We start from the raw sequence: 15,810 nt of genomic DNA, 5'->3' as shown, positions 1-15,810 counted from the left end.
GCAGGCTCCTTAGGGTGAGGGGAGACAGCTCGCGCGCCGCATTCACCACGCCCTAAATTCATGGTCCCGCCCGACAACGAATTCCGCTATTGAAAGGCGCGGCAATCGTTCCGACCGTCCGGCGAGCATTCCCGCGCAATCGATCCATTTCGCCGGAGTGTGGTCCTTCGATGCAGCTCTATCTCCCGATCGCCGATCTGCCGGTCAACATCTTCCTGGTGCTGGCGATGGGCGCGGCGGTCGGCTTCGTCTCCGGCATGTTCGGGATCGGCGGCGGCTTCCTGATGACGCCGCTGCTGATTTTCATCGGGATCACGCCGGCGGTCGCGGTCGCCTCCGTTGCGAGCCACATCGCGGCCTCCTCCTTTTCCGGCGCGCTGTCCTACTGGCGGCGGCGTGCGATCGACCCGGCACTGGCGAGTGTGCTGTTATGCGGCGGCGTCACCGGCACGGCGCTCGGGGTGTGGACCTTCACGCAGCTTCGCGCGCTCGGCCAGCTCGATCTGATGATCGCGTTGTCCTACGTGGTGCTGCTCACCACGGTCGGCAGCCTGATGTTCTCCGAGGGGCTGCGCGCCCTAATGCGGACCCGCCGCGGCGCGGTGCCGCCACGGCGCACGCACAGCTGGATCCACGGCCTGCCGCTGAAGATGCGGTTCAAGCGCTCGAAGATCTACCTCTCGGTCATTCCGGTCGTGATCGTCGGCATCGTGATCGGCTTCATCGGCGCCATCATGGGTATCGGCGGCGGCTTCATCCTGGTGCCGATCATGATCTATCTGCTGCGGGTGCCGACTTCGACCGTGATCGGGACCTCGATGGTCCTGACGCTGGTCACGATGCTGTTCGCGACCTTGCTGCACGCGGTGACCAATCACCTCGTCGACGCGGTGCTGGCGCTGATCCTGATGGTCGGCGGCGTCACCGGTGCACAGTTCGGCGCCCGCGCCGGCCAGAAGATCCGCGGCGAGCAGTTGCGGCTGCTGCTGGGCCTGCTGATCCTTTCGGTCGGCGTCCGCTTCGCCATCGAGCTGGTGATCCGGCCCGAGGATCTCTTCACCATCCGTGAAGTGGGGGTGAGCGGATGATGCGCGCAGCTCTCGCAATCCTTCTCGTCTTGCTGCTCGGCTCGGCCGCGCGTGCCGAGCGACTGATCGTGTCGGTCTCCAACCATCGCGTCACGGTGACGCCGAACTATTCCGGCGAGGAACTGGTGCTGTTCGGCTCGGTCGAGAAGGACGCCTCCACGCCCGCGGACCGCAAGAGCTACGATCTCGTCGTCACCGTGATGGGCCCGCGCGCCGACATGGTGACGCGGCGCAAGGAGCGCACCTTCGGGATCTGGATCAACACCGACTACCGGCAGTTCCTGGCGGTGCCGAGCTATCTCGCGCTGTTCGCCAACCGCCCCTTCGATGTCATCACTTCGCCCGAGATCGCGCGGCGGCAGCAGATCGGTCTGAACAACGTGCTGTTGACCCAGCGGGTCAGCGGCGACTATGCCGATGTGGTGCCGAACGATGCGTTCCGCTCGGCCTTCATCCGCCTGCGAACCCAGAAAGGTCTTTATCGCGAGGACCCGAGCGCGGTGACGTTCCTGACACCGACGCTGTTCCGTACCGGCATTCCACTGCCGGAGGAGGTGCCGATCGGCACCTATGAGGTGGAAATCAAGCTGTTCGCGAACGGCGCGTTGGTCACCAAGACCGAGACCGCGTTCGAGATCGTCAAGGTCGGCTTCGAGCAGTTCGTCGCGACCAGCGCGCGGCAGCACGGGCTGATCTACGGTCTCGCCACGGCCGCGATGGCGCTGATGACGGGGTGGATGGCGTCGATCGTGTTTCGGAAGGATTAGCGTCCGTCATTGCGAGGAGCACCACTCTCTCCTCCCGTCATCGCCCGGCGCGACCGGGCGATCCAGTATTCCAGAGGCCTTCGTCGAATAGCTCGCTCTCGCAACGACCGCCGCGGCGTACTGGATGCCCCGGTCCCGGCTCCGCCAAGGCTACGCCGGGCCACAAGCTCGCCCGGCCGCCGAAGCTTCAGCGAAGGCGGCAAGCCGGGGCATGACAGCTGAGCCTCACGGCGCCTCAACCACCGTCGGCACGCCCGGCACCAGCAATCGCAACCGGGTCCCGAAGCCGAGCACATCAAAGGTCTTGCGCAGATCCTCGCCGTCCTGGCGGAAATGCGCCCAGCCCTCGGTATGCAAGGGCACGATCATCGCATCCGGAAAGGCGCGCGCCGTCTCGATGGTGTCGTTGGTGTCCATGGTGAGGTGGAACGGCCCGCGGGTTTGCGCCGCGCCCGCGAACGGCAGCACCACGCCGCATTTGAAGCGGCGCGCGACCTCGGCGACGCCGTCGAACCAGGTGGTGTCGCCGCTGATGTAGACGTCGCTCGTGTCCGTCCGGCTCGAGGACACCACGAAGCCGATGACGTCGCCCGACAGCGGCTCGATGCCGGCCGGGCCGTGGCGCGCCGGCGTCGCGGTGATCGTCAGGGTGTTGCCGTCACGGTCCTTCAGATGCGAGGTCGCCCAGGGCGCGAGGCCCTCGACATGGCCGCCCAGGCGTTTTGCGCCGGCCTCGGTGGTCAGCACGCGCTTTGCGTGTTTGAGAAACGCGCGGCCGGAATTGTCGAGATTGTCCGAGTGCTGGTCGTGGCTGAGCAGGACGGCATCGATCGGGCCGATCGCGTCGGCCTTCAGTGCGGGGCCGATCGTCTTTTCCAGCGTCACATGCGGCAGCTGGTAGGCGCCGGGCGCATCGAAGGTCGGGTCAGTGAGCAGGCGGAAGCCGTCGATCTCGATCAGCGCAGTGGGGCCGCCGATCAGGGTGATGGAAATGGGCATCAGAAAACTCCTCTTACGCGACGGGCTTTGCGGGGCGCGTCACCAGGTAAATTCCGAGCGCGACCGGGATGATGCCGAGCAGGTCGCGGGCCTCGACATGCTCGCCGAGCACGATGTAGGCGAACAGCATGCCGAGCGGCGGCATCAGGAAATGATAGGCGCTCGCAGCCGTTGCGCCACACACTTTCAGGAGATGAAACCAGAGCCAGTAGGCGAGGATCGAGCCGCCGAGCACGAGGAACGCGAAGGCGCCGACCAGGCCCGGGGTGAAATCGATTGCGTGGACGTCGGCGAAGGTGAACGCGACCGGCGTCAGCACGATGCCGGCGGCGAGGTTCTGCACGCCGTTGCCGATCCACAGGCTTCCCTTCGGCGCGAGCAGCTTGAACAGAATCGTGCCGGCGACGATGGAGGCGAGCGAGGCCAGGGTGAAGACGATGCCGTGCAGGGAGTCCGTGCCGACCGACAGGCGATGCCAGACGATCAGGGTGACGCCGGTGATGCCGAGCAGGAGACCGCCCGCCTTGCGCCTGGTCATGCCTTCGCCAAGCAGCAACGCGGCGAGCGCCGCCGTGAAGACCGGATTGGCCGAGACGATCAGGCCGCCGAGGCCGGCGGAGACCGATTGCAGGCCGGTGTAGCCGAGCCCGAGATAGAGTGCGTTGTTGGCGATGCCGAGCACGGCGAAGATCGCGGCATCGCGCCAGGACAATGACCAGCCATCACCGCGGATCAGGGTCGCACCGAGGATCAAAATGCCGGCGAGCGAGAAGCGCGCGGCGAGCAGGATCAGCGGCGGGCAATGGGTGACGCCGATCTTGCCGGCGACGAAGGCATAGCTCCAGAGCAGGCAAAACAGTCCGATGGCGAGCGGCAGCGCGTTGAACCGGCTGCGGGGCGCGGGAATAGATGTGGCGAGCGACATGAGGGCATTCTCCTGAGCCCTCGATCTAGGGAGACGGCTTGTCATTTGGAAATTAAATGATTAACTTCCGATCAGTGGATTTTCGAATGGAGAGCAGCCATGCTCGACCTGGAGCTCCTGCGCAGCTTCGTCTCGGTGGTCGAGGCCGGCGGCTTCACCCGCGCCGGCGAGCGCGTCCACCGCACGCAGTCGACCGTCAGCCAGCAGATCAAGCGGCTGGAGGAGGACGTCGGCCAGTTGCTCTTGCACCGCGACGGCAAGGACGTGCGCCCCACCGAGGCCGGCGAGCGGTTGCTGTCCTATGCGCGGCGGCTGCTCACGCTTGCCGAGGAGGCGCGCGACGTGCTGCGCGAGCCCGACAGCGAGGGCGCGATCCGGCTCGGCATCCCCGAGGATTTTGCGGCGTACCGGCTGGCAAAACTGCTCGGCGCCTTCTCGCGCTCACATCCGGGTCTGCGAATGGACGTACGCGCCGACCAGAGCAAGAACCTGTCCCGCGACCTCGAACGCGGCGAGCTCGACCTGGCGCTGTTCAAGCGCGAGGCCGGCGCGAAAGGCGCCATCGCGGTGTGGCCGGAGCGGGTGCACTGGGTCACCAGCAAGAGCCATCCGGTCGACGTCAACGCCTCGTCCGTGCCGCTGATCGGATTTCCGCTCGGCTGTCTCTATCGCGCCGGCGCCATCCACGCGCTGGAAAGCGCGGGTCGCGCCTGGCACATGTCTTATTCGTCATCGAGTCTCGCGGGCATCCAGGCTGCGGTCGCAGCCGGCATGGGCCTGAGCATTTTGTCTGAGATGTCGATCCAGTCCGACCACCGCGTGCTGACGGCAAAGGACGGTTTTGAGCCGATCAACCGGACCGAAGTGGCGCTGATGGCTTCGCCCGACGCCAGCCCCGCAACGCTGCGGCTTGCGGATCGGCTCGCGGAGTTCTGCGACAATGTACAGGCCAAGGCGGCGTGATCACGCCGCGGCAATCACCGTGAGCTCCGGCCACAACGCCTTCCATCGCGCGGCCTTCACCGCGTAACTCGCCGCAGAGAAGTTCGGGCCCGGATTGGGCCGCGCGATCAATCCGGTTATGTCGTCGAAGCCGTGCGGCGCGTAGACCTCAAAGCCGTCGCCTGCGTGCCTCACACCGACTTGCGTGTTCTGGGTGAGGAAACGGTCGATGCCGTCGGTCGAGCAGGTTAGGGGCGGATAGGGCAGGCCGTGCTTGCCGGGATACCAAAGGTGCACACGCGCCTGGTTGCGGGTCTCGATCTTGACGCCGAGATGCGCGAGCCGCGCATGCAGCGTGCGGATCACCGCGTCCTCCGCCTCCCATGAGGTGTCAGGATCGAAATAGAACACGTCGTAATCGGCGATGCCATGATCGACCGCGCGGTCCGTGAGTACGTTCCACGCCGTCTGCACCAGGCACCCCGACACGAGCCACGCATCGGGAAGCGCGAGCGAGGCGAGCTCGCCGATGATTGCAACATTGACCGGGTTCTTCAGCGCCAGCGTGAGGAAGCGGTCGCGATCCATCGCGGCCACGATTCACGCGCTGGCATCGAACGCGGCGCGTGCGGTCTTCGAGGCGAGGCCCCGCCAGCGCCGCCGCAGGAACGGCTCCACGATCGTGCGCTTCGCCTTGGACAGGCGGATCAGCACGATCGGATAGTCGGCGTAGTGATCGGTGAAATAGAAGATTTTTGGCTGGCTCTCGACCAGCATGGCGCGCTCGTCGATTGGAACGTCGGGCACGACGAGACTGTCGCCGTCCTCCTTCAGCCGCGCCAGCATCTTCTTGCGCACTTTCAGCGCGGGCGTGCCGTAGGAGGTGCCGTCCTCGACCTCCGGCCACGTCAGCGCAAATTTTCTGACGTCGTCGAAGGTCATTTGATCAAGACCTTGGGATCAGCTCAGTGCACGGCGGTGAAGAACCGCGCGAGCCGGAAGCCGGAGAGCCAGGTCCACACCGGCTGGCCGCGCATGCCGAGATCCCAGGAGCCGAGCACGGCATCCGCGCGTCCGACCAGATTGTCGATCGGCAACAGGCCGACGCCGCCGGAGCGCAGGGGCACGCGGCTGTCGGCGGAATTGTCGCGGTTATCGCCGAGCACGAAGAGGTGGCCGGGCGGCACCGTCACTTCAGGCGTGTTGTCGAGCGGACCGTTGTCGCGCATCTTGAAGATCAGATGCGACACGCCGTTCGGCAGTGTCTCGACATAGCGGTAGGCGGGCTCGCTGCCGCCATTGTCGTCCTCGGCAGCGCCGACACCATCCGGCTTCAGCTCGGCGGGACGGTCGTTGATGAAGAGCTGGCCCTGCCGCATCTGGATGCGGTCGCCGGGCAGACCCACGACGCGCTTGACCCAGGCCTGCGAGCGATCGCCGGGCCAGCGGAACACGACGACGTCGCCCTGCTTCGGCGTCTCCGCGAAGACCCGGCCGCTTTCGGGCAGGTTGATCTGGATCGGCAGTGACGAGGTGCCGTAGCCATAGGGGAATTTCGAGGCGAGCAGCGCATCGCCGATCAGGAGCGTCGGCTCCATCGAACCCGACGGCACGTAGAACGGCTCGGCGAGCGCGCCCTTGGCGATGAACACGGCGGCGACGATGCCGGCGAGCTGCATCAGCTGACCAGCCCAGCCGCTGCTCTTCCGCTTGGCGGTGACAGTTACCTTCTCAACGCTCATGCGCCCGTTCCACCTACAGTAATACGTTCCATCAGAAGCGACGGCTGGCCGACGCCGACGGGCACGCCCTGACCGTTCTTGCCGCAGGTGCCGATGCCGGTATCCAGCGCGAGATCGTTGCCGATCATGCGGATGCGATGCAAATCGGTCGGTCCGTTGCCGATCAGCATGGCGCCCTTCAGCGGCGCGCCAATCTTGCCGTTCTCGATCTTGTAGGCCTCGGTGCACTGGAACACGTATTTGCCCGAGGTGATGTCGACCTGGCCGCCGCCGAAATTCGCGGCGAAGACGCCGTTCTTCACTGAGGCGAGGATCTCGGCCGGATCGCGGTCGCCCGCAAGCATGTAGGTGTTGGTCATGCGCGGCATCGGCACGTGGGCGTAGCCCTGGCGGCGGCCGTTGCCGGTCGGCTTCATGTTCATCAGGCGCGCGTTCTGGCGGTCCTGCATGTAGCCGACCAGAATGCCGTCCTCGATCAGCACGGTGCGGTTGGTCGGCGTGCCCTCGTCGTCGATCGACAACGAGCCGCGGCGCGAGGCGATGGTGCCGTCGTCGACCACGGTGACGCCCTTGGCCGCGACCTGCTGGCCCATCAGGCCGGCAAAGGCCGACGTCTTCTTGCGGTTGAAATCGCCTTCGAGGCCATGGCCAACCGCCTCATGCAGCATCACGCCGGGCCAGCCGGCCCCAAGCACGACGTCCATCTCGCCGGCGGGGGCGGGGATCGATTCCAGATTGACCAGGGCTTCGCGCAGCGCGCCGTCGGCGGCGTCGCGCCAGTTTTTGCTTTCGATGAATTCCGCATAGCCGGCGCGGCCGCCATAGCCCTTGCTGCCGCTCTCCTGGCGGTCGCCCTGACCGGCGACGACGGAGACGTTGACGCGCACCAGCGGGCGAATGTCGCGATAGCTCTCGCCGTCGGGGCGCAGGATCTCGACGACCTGCCAGGTCGCACCCAGGCTGACACTGACCTGCCGCACCCGCGGATCCTTGTCGCGCAAGTAGGCGTCGATCTCGGCGAGCAGCTTCACCTTGGTCTCGAAGCCCGGCGCATCCAGCGGATTGTCGTCGGCATAGAGCCGCACATTGGTGTGCGGGGGCGGGGCGGCAAAGCTGCCGGAGTAGCCGCCGCGCACCGCGGCGACCGCGTCGGCGGCGCGAATCAGCGCCGGCAGCGACACGTCGGAGGAATGCGCATAGCCGACCGCATCGTCCTTGACGGCGCGCAGGCCAAAGCCCTGCGATGTGTCATAGGTCGCCTGCTTCAGCCGGCCATTGTCGAACATCAGCGCTTCGGTCTGGCTGTATTCGAGGAACAATTCGCCGTCGTCGGCACCGGCAAGCCCGCGTGCGAGCTCGTTGCGAACCTGGTCGCGGTCGAGATTGGCGCGGTCGAGCAGGGAGGTTGTGGCTGGATTGGTCATGCGTCCGTCCATTATCGGAAGATGTAGGGCAAGATAATGGTTTCCCGGCGGTTCCGCGAGGGTGCCAGGTGCCACATTACGAAACGATAGGATTCGCCGTGGGCGGACGCGCCTGCCCCCTACGGCAGCTTGTCATAGCCCTCGCCGAGCCCGTTCAGGCTGAGCGGGAAGCCGATGCCTTCTTCCGGGGTCTCGAAGATGATGAAGGTCGCGGTCTTGGCGGTGCGGAGCTGGCCGAGCAGCTTGTCGTCCATGACGACCTCGGCGACGCAGCCATTGGGCAGGCAGCGGACGAAGCCGGCGCGGCCGACGTCCTGGTTGTCGAGCTTCAACCCGAGGCCGGATGGCAGCAGCACGCCGAGTGGGGCGACCACCCGCATCAGCCGGCTCTTCTGGTCGGCGGTCTTGAGCACGATCACGGTGAGGCCGGCATTGGAGCGGTCTTCGGCCACCACGCTCTGGATCAGGGCGCATTGCTCGGTCTGGGCGCCGGGCGGGGTGTCGCAGCGGATCTGCCAGTCGCCATGGACGGAGCGCACCGCGCCCTGCGCATGGGCGAGGCCCGGGATCGCCAAGACGACGACCGCCGCCAGCAGGGCCGCCAGCATCGTGGGGCCGCTCGCCTGCCTTGCCATGCTTCTCGAAAACCCCATCGGGTCGGTCCCTCTGCTCGCCTGGGTCGCTCGCGCCTGGCGGACTGATACGGGAATGACGGCGTCTTGAAGGCGATTCGCAAGCAAATTCCGCGCCGCCCACACCGCCATCGCCCGCACGAATCAGGTTCCTGCGCGGCTGTCAGCCAGTGCCTACCGCGGGCAATGCCGCTGTCAAGCCGCGGCATCCCGGGAAACGGTATTTTTCTCTGATGTTACTAGGAAATATCTTGCGGGTGATGGCTGACAGACGGGTCTCAAGACTGCATTGCGATAGATCAAGAATTATGGTTTGAGAGGCTTGATTTCGGCGTTCTAGCGATCTGGCCCCAATTCCTCTTAGAGGTATTCTTGCGCGGCGGTTTGTCAGACGGGCGGATCGAATAAGCGTTTCCCGGAAATAGGGGGATGCACTTGGGGTGATTTCGTTAGGGGAGCGCGAACGGCATGAGGATGTCGATGGGCCATGTGGGCCGGCACTTGCTGGGATTGGCCGTGGCGGGTCTGACGCTGGCGACGGGCGGTGCGGCATATGCCGAGCTCGGGCAGCCGGCGCCGTGGGAATGGACGCTCCAGCAATCCGCCTCGCCGGTGATGGACAACATCGTCTGGTTCCACAACTTTCTGTTCGTGCTGATCACGCTGATCACGCTGTTCGTTCTGGCGTTGCTCGTGATCGTGGTCATGAAGTTCAACGCGAAGGCCAATCCGGTGCCGTCGCGGACCACGCACAACACGCTGATCGAGGTGGCCTGGACGCTCGTTCCGGTGCTGATCCTGGTCGGTATCTCGGTGCCGTCGTTCCGCCTGCTGTTCCTCGAGCTCGACGTGCCGAAGGCGGATTTGACCATCAAGGCCACCGGCAAGCAGTGGTACTGGTCCTATGCCTATCCTGATAACGGCAAGTTCGAGTTCGACTCGCTGATGGCCCAGGACAAGCAGCCCCGTCTGCTCGGCGTCGACAACGAGATGGTGGTGCCGGTCAACAAGGTGATTCGTGTCCAGGTCACCGGCGCGGACGTCATCCACGCCTTTGCGCTACCGGCTTTCGGCGTCAAGATCGACGCCATTCCGGGACGGCTGAACGAGACCTGGTTCAAGGCCACCAAGACCGGCATGTTCTACGGCCAGTGCTCGGAGCTCTGCGGCAAGGACCACGCCTTCATGCCGATCGCGATTCGCGTCGTGGAGGACAAGGACTTCGCCTCCTGGGTCGAAACGGCAAAGAAGAAATATGCGAGCGGCGGCACCAGCACTTTCGCCTCCGCGGCCGGCCCGACGCAGTAAGCGCCGGGCGAAGGCTCGAGGGACAGAAAGCGACAGAAAGCGACATAAAGGGCGGGACCGCAGAAGGTCCGAACGGGACGCAAGGCAGGATTTGAAAATGGCAACGAGCGCAGCGGCACACGGCGATCACGCGCAAGACCACGGACATGACGAGCACGCCCATCCGACCGGATGGCGACGCTACGTCTATTCGACCAACCACAAGGACATCGGTACGATGTACCTGATCTTCGCGGTCATCGCCGGCGTCATCGGTGCCGCGATGTCGATCGCGATCCGTGCCGAGCTGATGTATCCGGGCGTGCAGATCTTCCACGAGACGCACACCTATAATGTGTTCGTGACCTCTCACGGCCTGATCATGATCTTCTTCATGGTCATGCCCGCGATGATCGGCGGCTTCGGCAACTGGTTCGTGCCGCTGATGATCGGCGCGCCCGACATGGCGTTCCCGCGCATGAACAACATCTCGTTCTGGCTGCTGCCGGCCTCCTTCGCGCTGCTGCTGATGTCGACCTTCGTCGAGGGTGAGCCGGGTGCCAACGGCGTTGGCGCCGGCTGGACCATGTATGTGCCGTTGTCGAGCTCCGGCCATCCGGGCCCGGCCGTCGACTTCGCGATCCTGTCGCTGCATCTGGCGGGCGCCTCGTCGATCCTCGGCGCCATCAACTTCATCACCACGATCTTCAACATGCGCGCGCCGGGCATGACCCTGCACAAGATGCCGCTGTTCGTGTGGTCGATCCTGGTGACGGTGTTCCTGCTGCTGTTGTCGCTGCCGGTGCTCGCCGGTGCGATCACCATGCTGCTCACCGACCGCAATTTCGGCACGACGTTCTTCGCACCCGACGGCGGCGGCGATCCCGTGCTGTTCCAGCATCTGTTCTGGTTCTTCGGCCACCCCGAAGTGTACATCCTGATCCTGCCCGCCTTCGGCATGGTCAGCCAGATCGTCTCGACCTTCTCGCGCAAGCCCGTGTTCGGCTATCTCGGCATGGCCTACGCCATGGTGGCGATCGGCGGCATCGGCTTCGTGGTGTGGGCGCACCACATGTACACGGTCGGCATGTCCTCGGCGACGCAGGCCTATTTCGTCGCCGCGACCATGGTCATCGCGGTTCCGACCGGCGTGAAGATCTTCTCGTGGATCGCCACGATGTGGGGCGGCTCGATCGAGTTCCGTGCCCCGATGATCTGGGCGGTCGGCTTCATCTTCCTGTTCACTGTCGGCGGTGTCACCGGCGTCGTGCTGGCGAATGCCGGCGTCGACCGCGTGCTCCAGGAGACCTACTACGTCGTTGCGCACTTCCACTACGTGCTGTCGCTCGGTGCGGTGTTCGGGATCTTTGCCGGCTGGTACTACTGGTTCCCGAAGATGTCGGGCTACATGTACAATGAGACGCTGGCCAAGGCGCACTTCTGGGTCACCTTCATCGGTGTGAACCTTGTGTTCTTCCCGCAGCACTTCCTCGGCCTGTCGGGCATGCCGCGCCGCTACGTCGACTATCCCGACGCGTTCGCCGGCTGGAACCTGGTCTCCTCGGTCGGCTCCTACATCTCCGGCTTCGGCGTGCTGATCTTCCTCTACTGCGTGTTCGACGCATTCGCGAAAAAGGTGCCGGCCGGCGACAATCCGTGGGGTGCGGGCGCGACCACGCTGGAATGGACGCTGCCTTCGCCGCCGCCCTTCCATCAGTTCGAAGTGCTGCCCCGCGTGCAGTAAACCAACGCTCGCGGCGCCCGTGATGGGCGCCGCGGCTCTTTAGCGAAGCGAGTCAAAACTAGTGTCCGTCCTCGACCATAACGCCATCGACATCGATCCCCGCATCTCCGAAGCGGAGGTGGGCGACTACATTGCGCTGCTCAAGCCGCGGGTGATGTCGCTGGTGATCTTCACCGCGCTGGTCGGACTGGCGATGGCGCCCGGGCATTTCCACCCGGTGCTGGCCATCACCTCGCTGCTCTGCATCGCGGTCGGTGCCGGCGCTTCCGGGGCGCTCAACATGGCGCTCGAGGGCGATATCGACGCCAAGATGTCGCGCACGGCAAACCGGCCGATTCCGCGCGGCCGCATCACCCGTCCCGAGGCGATGGCGTTCGGCATGACGCTCGCCTTCTTCTCGGTGATGACGCTCGGCATCCTCGTCAACTGGATCGCGGGCGCGCTGCTTGCCTTCACCATCTTCTTCTACGTCGTGATCTACACGATGATCCTGAAGCGCCGGACCGCACAGAACATCGTGATCGGCGGCGCCGCCGGTGCACTGCCGCCGGTGGTGGCGTGGGCCGCGGTGACAGGCACCGTCGACGTCGAGCCGCTGCTGCTGTTCGCCATCATCTTCTTCTGGACGCCGCCGCACTTCTGGGCGCTGGCGCTGTTCCGCTCCGACGACTATGCGCGTGCCGGCATTCCGATGCTGCCCAACGTCGCCGGTCCCGACGCGACGCGGCTTCAGATCCTGCTCTACACCATCGTGCTGATCGCGGTCGCCGCCGCCCCGTGGGCGCTCGGCTATTTCGACGCCATCTACGGCATCGTCTCGCTGATCCTCGGCGCCGGCATGCTTGTGCTCGCGATCAACGTCTATATGCGCCGCGAGCGCAGCCAATCGCTGCGCGCGACCCGCAAGCTGTTCGCCTTCTCCATCCTTTATCTGTTCGCACTGTTTGCGACCCTGCTGGCCGAAGTCGTGTTCCGGGCGCTTGCTCCGATGGTAGGGGGCGCATGATCGCTGGAATGGCCGACAAACCTGAGATGAATGGAATCGTCCTCACGGAGGCGCAGAAGAAGAGCCGCCGCCAGCGCTCGATCGCGATCGCGCTCGCGCTCGGCGTGCTCGTGGTGCTGTTCTTCGCCGTCACCATCGTCAAGGGACCGGCAGTACTCGTCCGGCCGATGTAGGAAACATGGATCGAGAGCCCACCATATCGCGGGATCAGAGCCGGACGGCCACCAAGGGGCGGAGGCCTTCCAAGGGTCTTGGCCGCGACGTGCTGGTCGCCTCGATCTGCGGCGGCGTGGTGGCGCTGATGGTCGGTGCCTCCTACGCGGCGGTGCCGTTCTACAACTGGTTCTGCCGCGCCACCGGCTTCAACGGCACGACCCAGGTTGCGACCTCGGCGCCGGCCACCGGGCCGATCGCACGGAAGATCGCGGTGCGCTTCGATTCCAACGTCGCGCCCGGCCTGCCCTGGAAGTTTGAGCCGGAGCAGAGCGAGATCGAGGTCAATATCGGCCAGGTCGTGACGGTCTTTTACACCGTGACCAACCAGGCCGCGCGCACCACCGCGGGCCAGGCGGCCTACAACGTCGCGCCCCTGACGGTCGGCTCCTACTTCCAGAAGATCAACTGCTTCTGCTTCACCGAACAGACCATGGCGCCCGGCGAGAAGCGCGAGATGCCGGTCGTGTTCTACGTCGATCCGTCGATCGCCGACGATCACGAGAACGACGGGCTGAACACGATCACGTTGTCCTACACGTTCTATCCGGTGCGCGATCCCGTGGTGAAGCCGCTGGCGTCGGGCGAAGACGACAAACGCAAAGGAAATCTCTGACCGCCGGGCTCGTGCCGCGGGGGTTGGACACAAGGGGATAAGTGCCGGACAGGCACGGGATTGAGGAGAGAGACCGCAAATGGCAACGGCGCACACCAAGCATCACGACTACCACCTGGTGGATCCCTCCCCGTGGCCGGTCGTCGGCTCCATCTCGGCCTTCATCATGGCGGTCGGCGCGATCACCTGGATGCACCACATGTTCTCGGCCGCGCCGATCATCTTCGGTGCCGGCACCGTCGGCGTGATCTACACCATGGTGAGCTGGTGGGGCGATGTGATCAGGGAAGCCCAGTACAAGGGCGATCACACCCGCGTCGTGCAGCTGCATCACCGCTACGGCATGATCCTGTTCATCGCCTCCGAGGTGATGTTCTTCGTCGCCTGGTTCTGGGCCTATTTCAACGCGGCGCTGTTCCCGGCCGACGCCGTCCACGCCACACGCGACGCCGTGTTCGGCTGCGGTCTCGGCACCGCGGCTGGCGCCTGCGCCGTGCCCGGCACCTGGCCGCCGCATGGCATCGAGACCTTCGATCCCTGGCATTTGCCGCTCCTGAACACGCTGATCCTGCTGACGTCAGGCACCACCGTGACCTGGGCGCACCACGCGTTGCTCGAGAACGATCGCCAGGGCCTGAAATACGGCCTGATCCTCACCGTCGTGCTCGGCGCGCTCTTCACCTGCGTGCAGGCCTATGAGTACAGCCACGCGGCGTTCTCGTTCGGCGGCAACGTCTATGGCGCGACCTTCTTCATGGCGACCGGCTTCCACGGTTTCCATGTGCTGGTCGGCACCATCTTCCTGCTGGTCTGCCTGTTCCGCGCCTATGCCGGCCACTTCACCCCGACACAGCACCTCGGCTTCGAGTTCGCCGCCTGGTACTGGCACTTCGTCGACGTGGTCTGGCTGTTCCTGTTCCTCTGCATCTATGTGTGGGGGCACGGCGCCGAGACCATGGCCCACGGCGCGCACTGAGCCGCATTGGACCGATCAGAAAGGGCGGCCGCAGGGCCGCCCTTTCGCTTTTGGGCCGCCGGAAGCTTCGGCGGAAACTGTGATTGAGCGTTTTCGAGCGAAGTGGATACCGGTTCGCGTGAAGAAAACGCGTCAAAACAAGAATCTGGAGCTTCGGTTCTGATTCAATCAGAACCGATAATGTTCTAGAGTCCGTGATCATGAACGATACCGCCGGCCCATCCGAGCCCGAGACGACCGTCCTGCAAAGCGCGCTGCGCGGGCTTGCCTGCAAGTGCCCGCGCTGCGGCAAGGGCAAGCTCTATGCGGGCTTCCTGACGCTCGCGCCCAGCTGCGACCGCTGCGGCCTCGACTATGCCTTCATCGACACCGGCGACGGTCCTGCGATCTTCATCATCATGCTGGCCGGCGGGATCGTCGTTGCGTGCGCGCTGATCGTCGAGGTCAAATACCAGCCGCCGTACTGGCTGCATGCCGCGCTGTGGCTGCCGCTGATCCTCGTGACCACGCTCTTGCCGCTGCGCGCGATGAAGTCGCTGCTGATCGCGCTGCAATTCCACCACAAGGCGGCGCCGGGCCGGCTGGTCGACCGCGCGAAATGAACGAGACCGCGCGCAAGCCCCGTGTGGCCGGCTTCGCGCTGTTCACGCTTTTCCTGTCCGCCGTCTTGGTCGCGCTCGGCGTCTGGCAATTGCAGCGCCGCGTCGCGAAACATCAGTTGATCGCCGCATTGACCGAGCGTCTCGCGGCGGCACCTGTTGCGTTGCCGCCGCCGTCGCAATGGAGCACGCTGACGCCGGAGCGGGACGAATTCCGTCGGGTCACATTTACGGCGACCTACGAGTCCCGTCTGGATGCGATGGTCTACAGTTCCGGCTCCGCCATCCGCTCCGACATTTCCGGCCCCGGCACCTGGGCTTTCCTTCCCGCACGGCTGCCTGGCGGCGATATGGTCGCGGTCAACGCGGGCTTCGTGCCGAACACCCAACAGGACCGCGCCCTGCAGGATCGGGCGGTCGCGCGACTCATTACCAACAAGCCGGCGATGTTGACCGGCTACGTCCGTTTCCCCGAAACAGCCAGCGTGCTGATGCCTGACGCTGAGCGTGACAAACGGCTGTGGTTCACCCGCGATCATCTCGCCATGTCCCGGGCGCTCGGCTGGGGCACGGTCGCGCCGTTCTACATCGACCTGGAGCGGCCGGTGCCCGAGAACGGCATTCCGCGTCCCGGCCCGCTCGACGTGCATCTGAAGGACGATCATCTGCAATACGCCATCACCTGGTTCGCGCTCGCCGGCGCGGTGCTGATCGCATTCGGCGTCTGGGCGAGGGGACGGCGGCACCCGACCTGAAATTTTCCGTAGGTTCCTGGAGGGAACCCGGTATCGCCCGGGGTTTATTATTCAAGACATATTCACGAGGGTGGTCCTAAGCCGCACGCAAATTT

At 65.1% G+C, this 15,810-nt stretch carries 18 protein-coding genes; 11 read left to right on the top strand and 7 right to left on the bottom strand.

Annotated features, from left to right (window positions below; all coding sequences use genetic code 11):
• Positions 1–170: 170 nt before the first annotated feature.
• Positions 171–1,088 (top strand): sulfite exporter TauE/SafE family protein, encoded by a 918-nt coding sequence (locus tag IVB46_RS38970; RefSeq protein ID WP_247316324.1) that lies wholly within the window; start codon positions 171–173, stop codon positions 1,086–1,088.
• Complete coding sequence (locus IVB46_RS38965; RefSeq protein ID WP_071916903.1) at positions 1,085–1,855, top strand: TIGR02186 family protein; 771 nt, start codon at positions 1,085–1,087, stop codon at positions 1,853–1,855. The genes IVB46_RS38970 and IVB46_RS38965 overlap by 4 nt, the downstream gene beginning before the upstream one ends.
• Before the next feature lie 225 nt (positions 1,856–2,080).
• On the opposite strand, the gene IVB46_RS38960 is transcribed toward IVB46_RS38965, so the two are convergent.
• Positions 2,081–2,854: an MBL fold metallo-hydrolase gene (locus tag IVB46_RS38960; RefSeq protein WP_247316323.1), complete on the bottom strand. Its 774-nt coding sequence runs from the start codon at positions 2,852–2,854 to the stop codon at positions 2,081–2,083.
• Positions 2,855–2,867: 13 nt separating this feature from the next.
• Positions 2,868–3,779 carry a DMT family transporter gene (locus IVB46_RS38955; protein ID WP_247316321.1) on the bottom strand — a complete coding sequence of 304 codons (912 nt, stop codon included), beginning with the start codon at positions 3,777–3,779 and terminating at the stop codon, positions 2,868–2,870.
• 99 nt (positions 3,780–3,878) lie between these two features.
• Between IVB46_RS38955 and IVB46_RS38950 the strand changes: the two genes are divergently transcribed.
• Complete coding sequence (locus tag IVB46_RS38950) at positions 3,879–4,742, top strand: LysR family transcriptional regulator (protein ID WP_247316319.1); 864 nt, start codon at positions 3,879–3,881, stop codon at positions 4,740–4,742.
• Here IVB46_RS38950 and IVB46_RS38945 read toward each other — a convergent pair whose 3' ends face one another.
• The 5 genes from IVB46_RS38945 to IVB46_RS38925 all read right to left on the bottom strand — a co-directional run bounded on the left by IVB46_RS38945 (position 4,743) and on the right by IVB46_RS38925 (position 8,540).
• Entirely contained in the window at positions 4,743–5,309 is a 567-nt protein-coding gene (locus IVB46_RS38945; protein ID WP_247316499.1) for a nucleotidyltransferase family protein, read from the bottom strand. It lies immediately after the preceding gene.
• Positions 5,310–5,321: 12 nt separating this feature from the next.
• Positions 5,322–5,663, bottom strand: coding sequence for an MmcQ/YjbR family DNA-binding protein (locus IVB46_RS38940; protein ID WP_247316318.1), 342 nt, complete (start codon positions 5,661–5,663; stop codon positions 5,322–5,324).
• Positions 5,664–5,686: 23 nt separating this feature from the next.
• Positions 5,687–6,463, bottom strand: a complete 777-nt coding sequence (gene lepB, locus IVB46_RS38935) for a signal peptidase I (protein WP_085402626.1) — start codon at positions 6,461–6,463, stop codon at positions 5,687–5,689.
• Positions 6,460–7,887 carry a metalloprotease TldD gene (tldD, locus tag IVB46_RS38930; RefSeq protein ID WP_129270892.1) on the bottom strand — a complete coding sequence of 476 codons (1,428 nt, stop codon included), beginning with the start codon at positions 7,885–7,887 and terminating at the stop codon, positions 6,460–6,462. The genes lepB and tldD overlap by 4 nt, the downstream gene beginning before the upstream one ends.
• Positions 7,888–8,006: 119 nt before the next feature.
• Complete coding sequence (locus IVB46_RS38925; protein WP_085402684.1) at positions 8,007–8,540, bottom strand: invasion associated locus B family protein; 534 nt, start codon at positions 8,538–8,540, stop codon at positions 8,007–8,009.
• 447 nt (positions 8,541–8,987) lie between these two features.
• On the opposite strand from IVB46_RS38925, the gene coxB reads away from it, so the two are divergent.
• From coxB to IVB46_RS38885, 8 genes are all read left to right on the top strand, one after another.
• Positions 8,988–9,827, top strand: a complete 840-nt coding sequence (gene coxB / locus IVB46_RS38920; protein ID WP_063980764.1) for a cytochrome c oxidase subunit II — start codon at positions 8,988–8,990, stop codon at positions 9,825–9,827.
• A 97-nt stretch (positions 9,828–9,924) separates the two neighbouring features.
• The gene (ctaD, locus tag IVB46_RS38915; RefSeq protein ID WP_063980765.1) at positions 9,925–11,550 is read left to right on the top strand and encodes a cytochrome c oxidase subunit I; all 1,626 of its coding nucleotides are present in this window, start codon (positions 9,925–9,927) and stop codon (positions 11,548–11,550) included.
• Positions 11,551–11,611: 61 nt separating this feature from the next.
• Positions 11,612–12,556, top strand: coding sequence for a heme o synthase (locus tag IVB46_RS38910; protein WP_028151627.1), 945 nt, complete (start codon positions 11,612–11,614; stop codon positions 12,554–12,556).
• Positions 12,553–12,729, top strand: coding sequence for a hypothetical protein (locus IVB46_RS38905; RefSeq protein WP_014498510.1), 177 nt, complete (start codon positions 12,553–12,555; stop codon positions 12,727–12,729). The genes IVB46_RS38910 and IVB46_RS38905 overlap by 4 nt, the downstream gene beginning before the upstream one ends.
• 5 nt (positions 12,730–12,734) lie before the next feature.
• Entirely contained in the window at positions 12,735–13,385 is a 651-nt protein-coding gene (locus IVB46_RS38900) for a cytochrome c oxidase assembly protein (protein WP_247316317.1), read from the top strand.
• Positions 13,386–13,464: 79 nt separating this feature from the next.
• A complete protein-coding gene (locus IVB46_RS38895) occupies positions 13,465–14,361 on the top strand; it encodes a cytochrome c oxidase subunit 3 (RefSeq protein ID WP_231143822.1) in 897 nt (298 codons plus the stop codon).
• A gap of 200 nt (positions 14,362–14,561) precedes the next feature.
• On the top strand, positions 14,562–14,963 hold the full coding sequence (locus IVB46_RS38890) for a DUF983 domain-containing protein (RefSeq protein ID WP_166076618.1): 402 nt from the start codon (positions 14,562–14,564) through the stop codon (positions 14,961–14,963).
• Positions 14,960–15,715, top strand: coding sequence for an SURF1 family cytochrome oxidase biogenesis protein (locus IVB46_RS38885; RefSeq protein ID WP_247316316.1), 756 nt, complete (start codon positions 14,960–14,962; stop codon positions 15,713–15,715). The genes IVB46_RS38890 and IVB46_RS38885 overlap by 4 nt, the downstream gene beginning before the upstream one ends.
• Positions 15,716–15,810: the final 95 nt, after the last annotated feature.

The sequence above is a fragment of the Bradyrhizobium sp. 61 genome, from assembly GCF_023073075.1.
GTDB lineage: Bacteria > Pseudomonadota > Alphaproteobacteria > Rhizobiales > Xanthobacteraceae > Bradyrhizobium > Bradyrhizobium barranii.
Note: the sequence above shows the minus strand (reverse complement) of the source record. Positions and strands in the feature narration are given on the sequence as shown.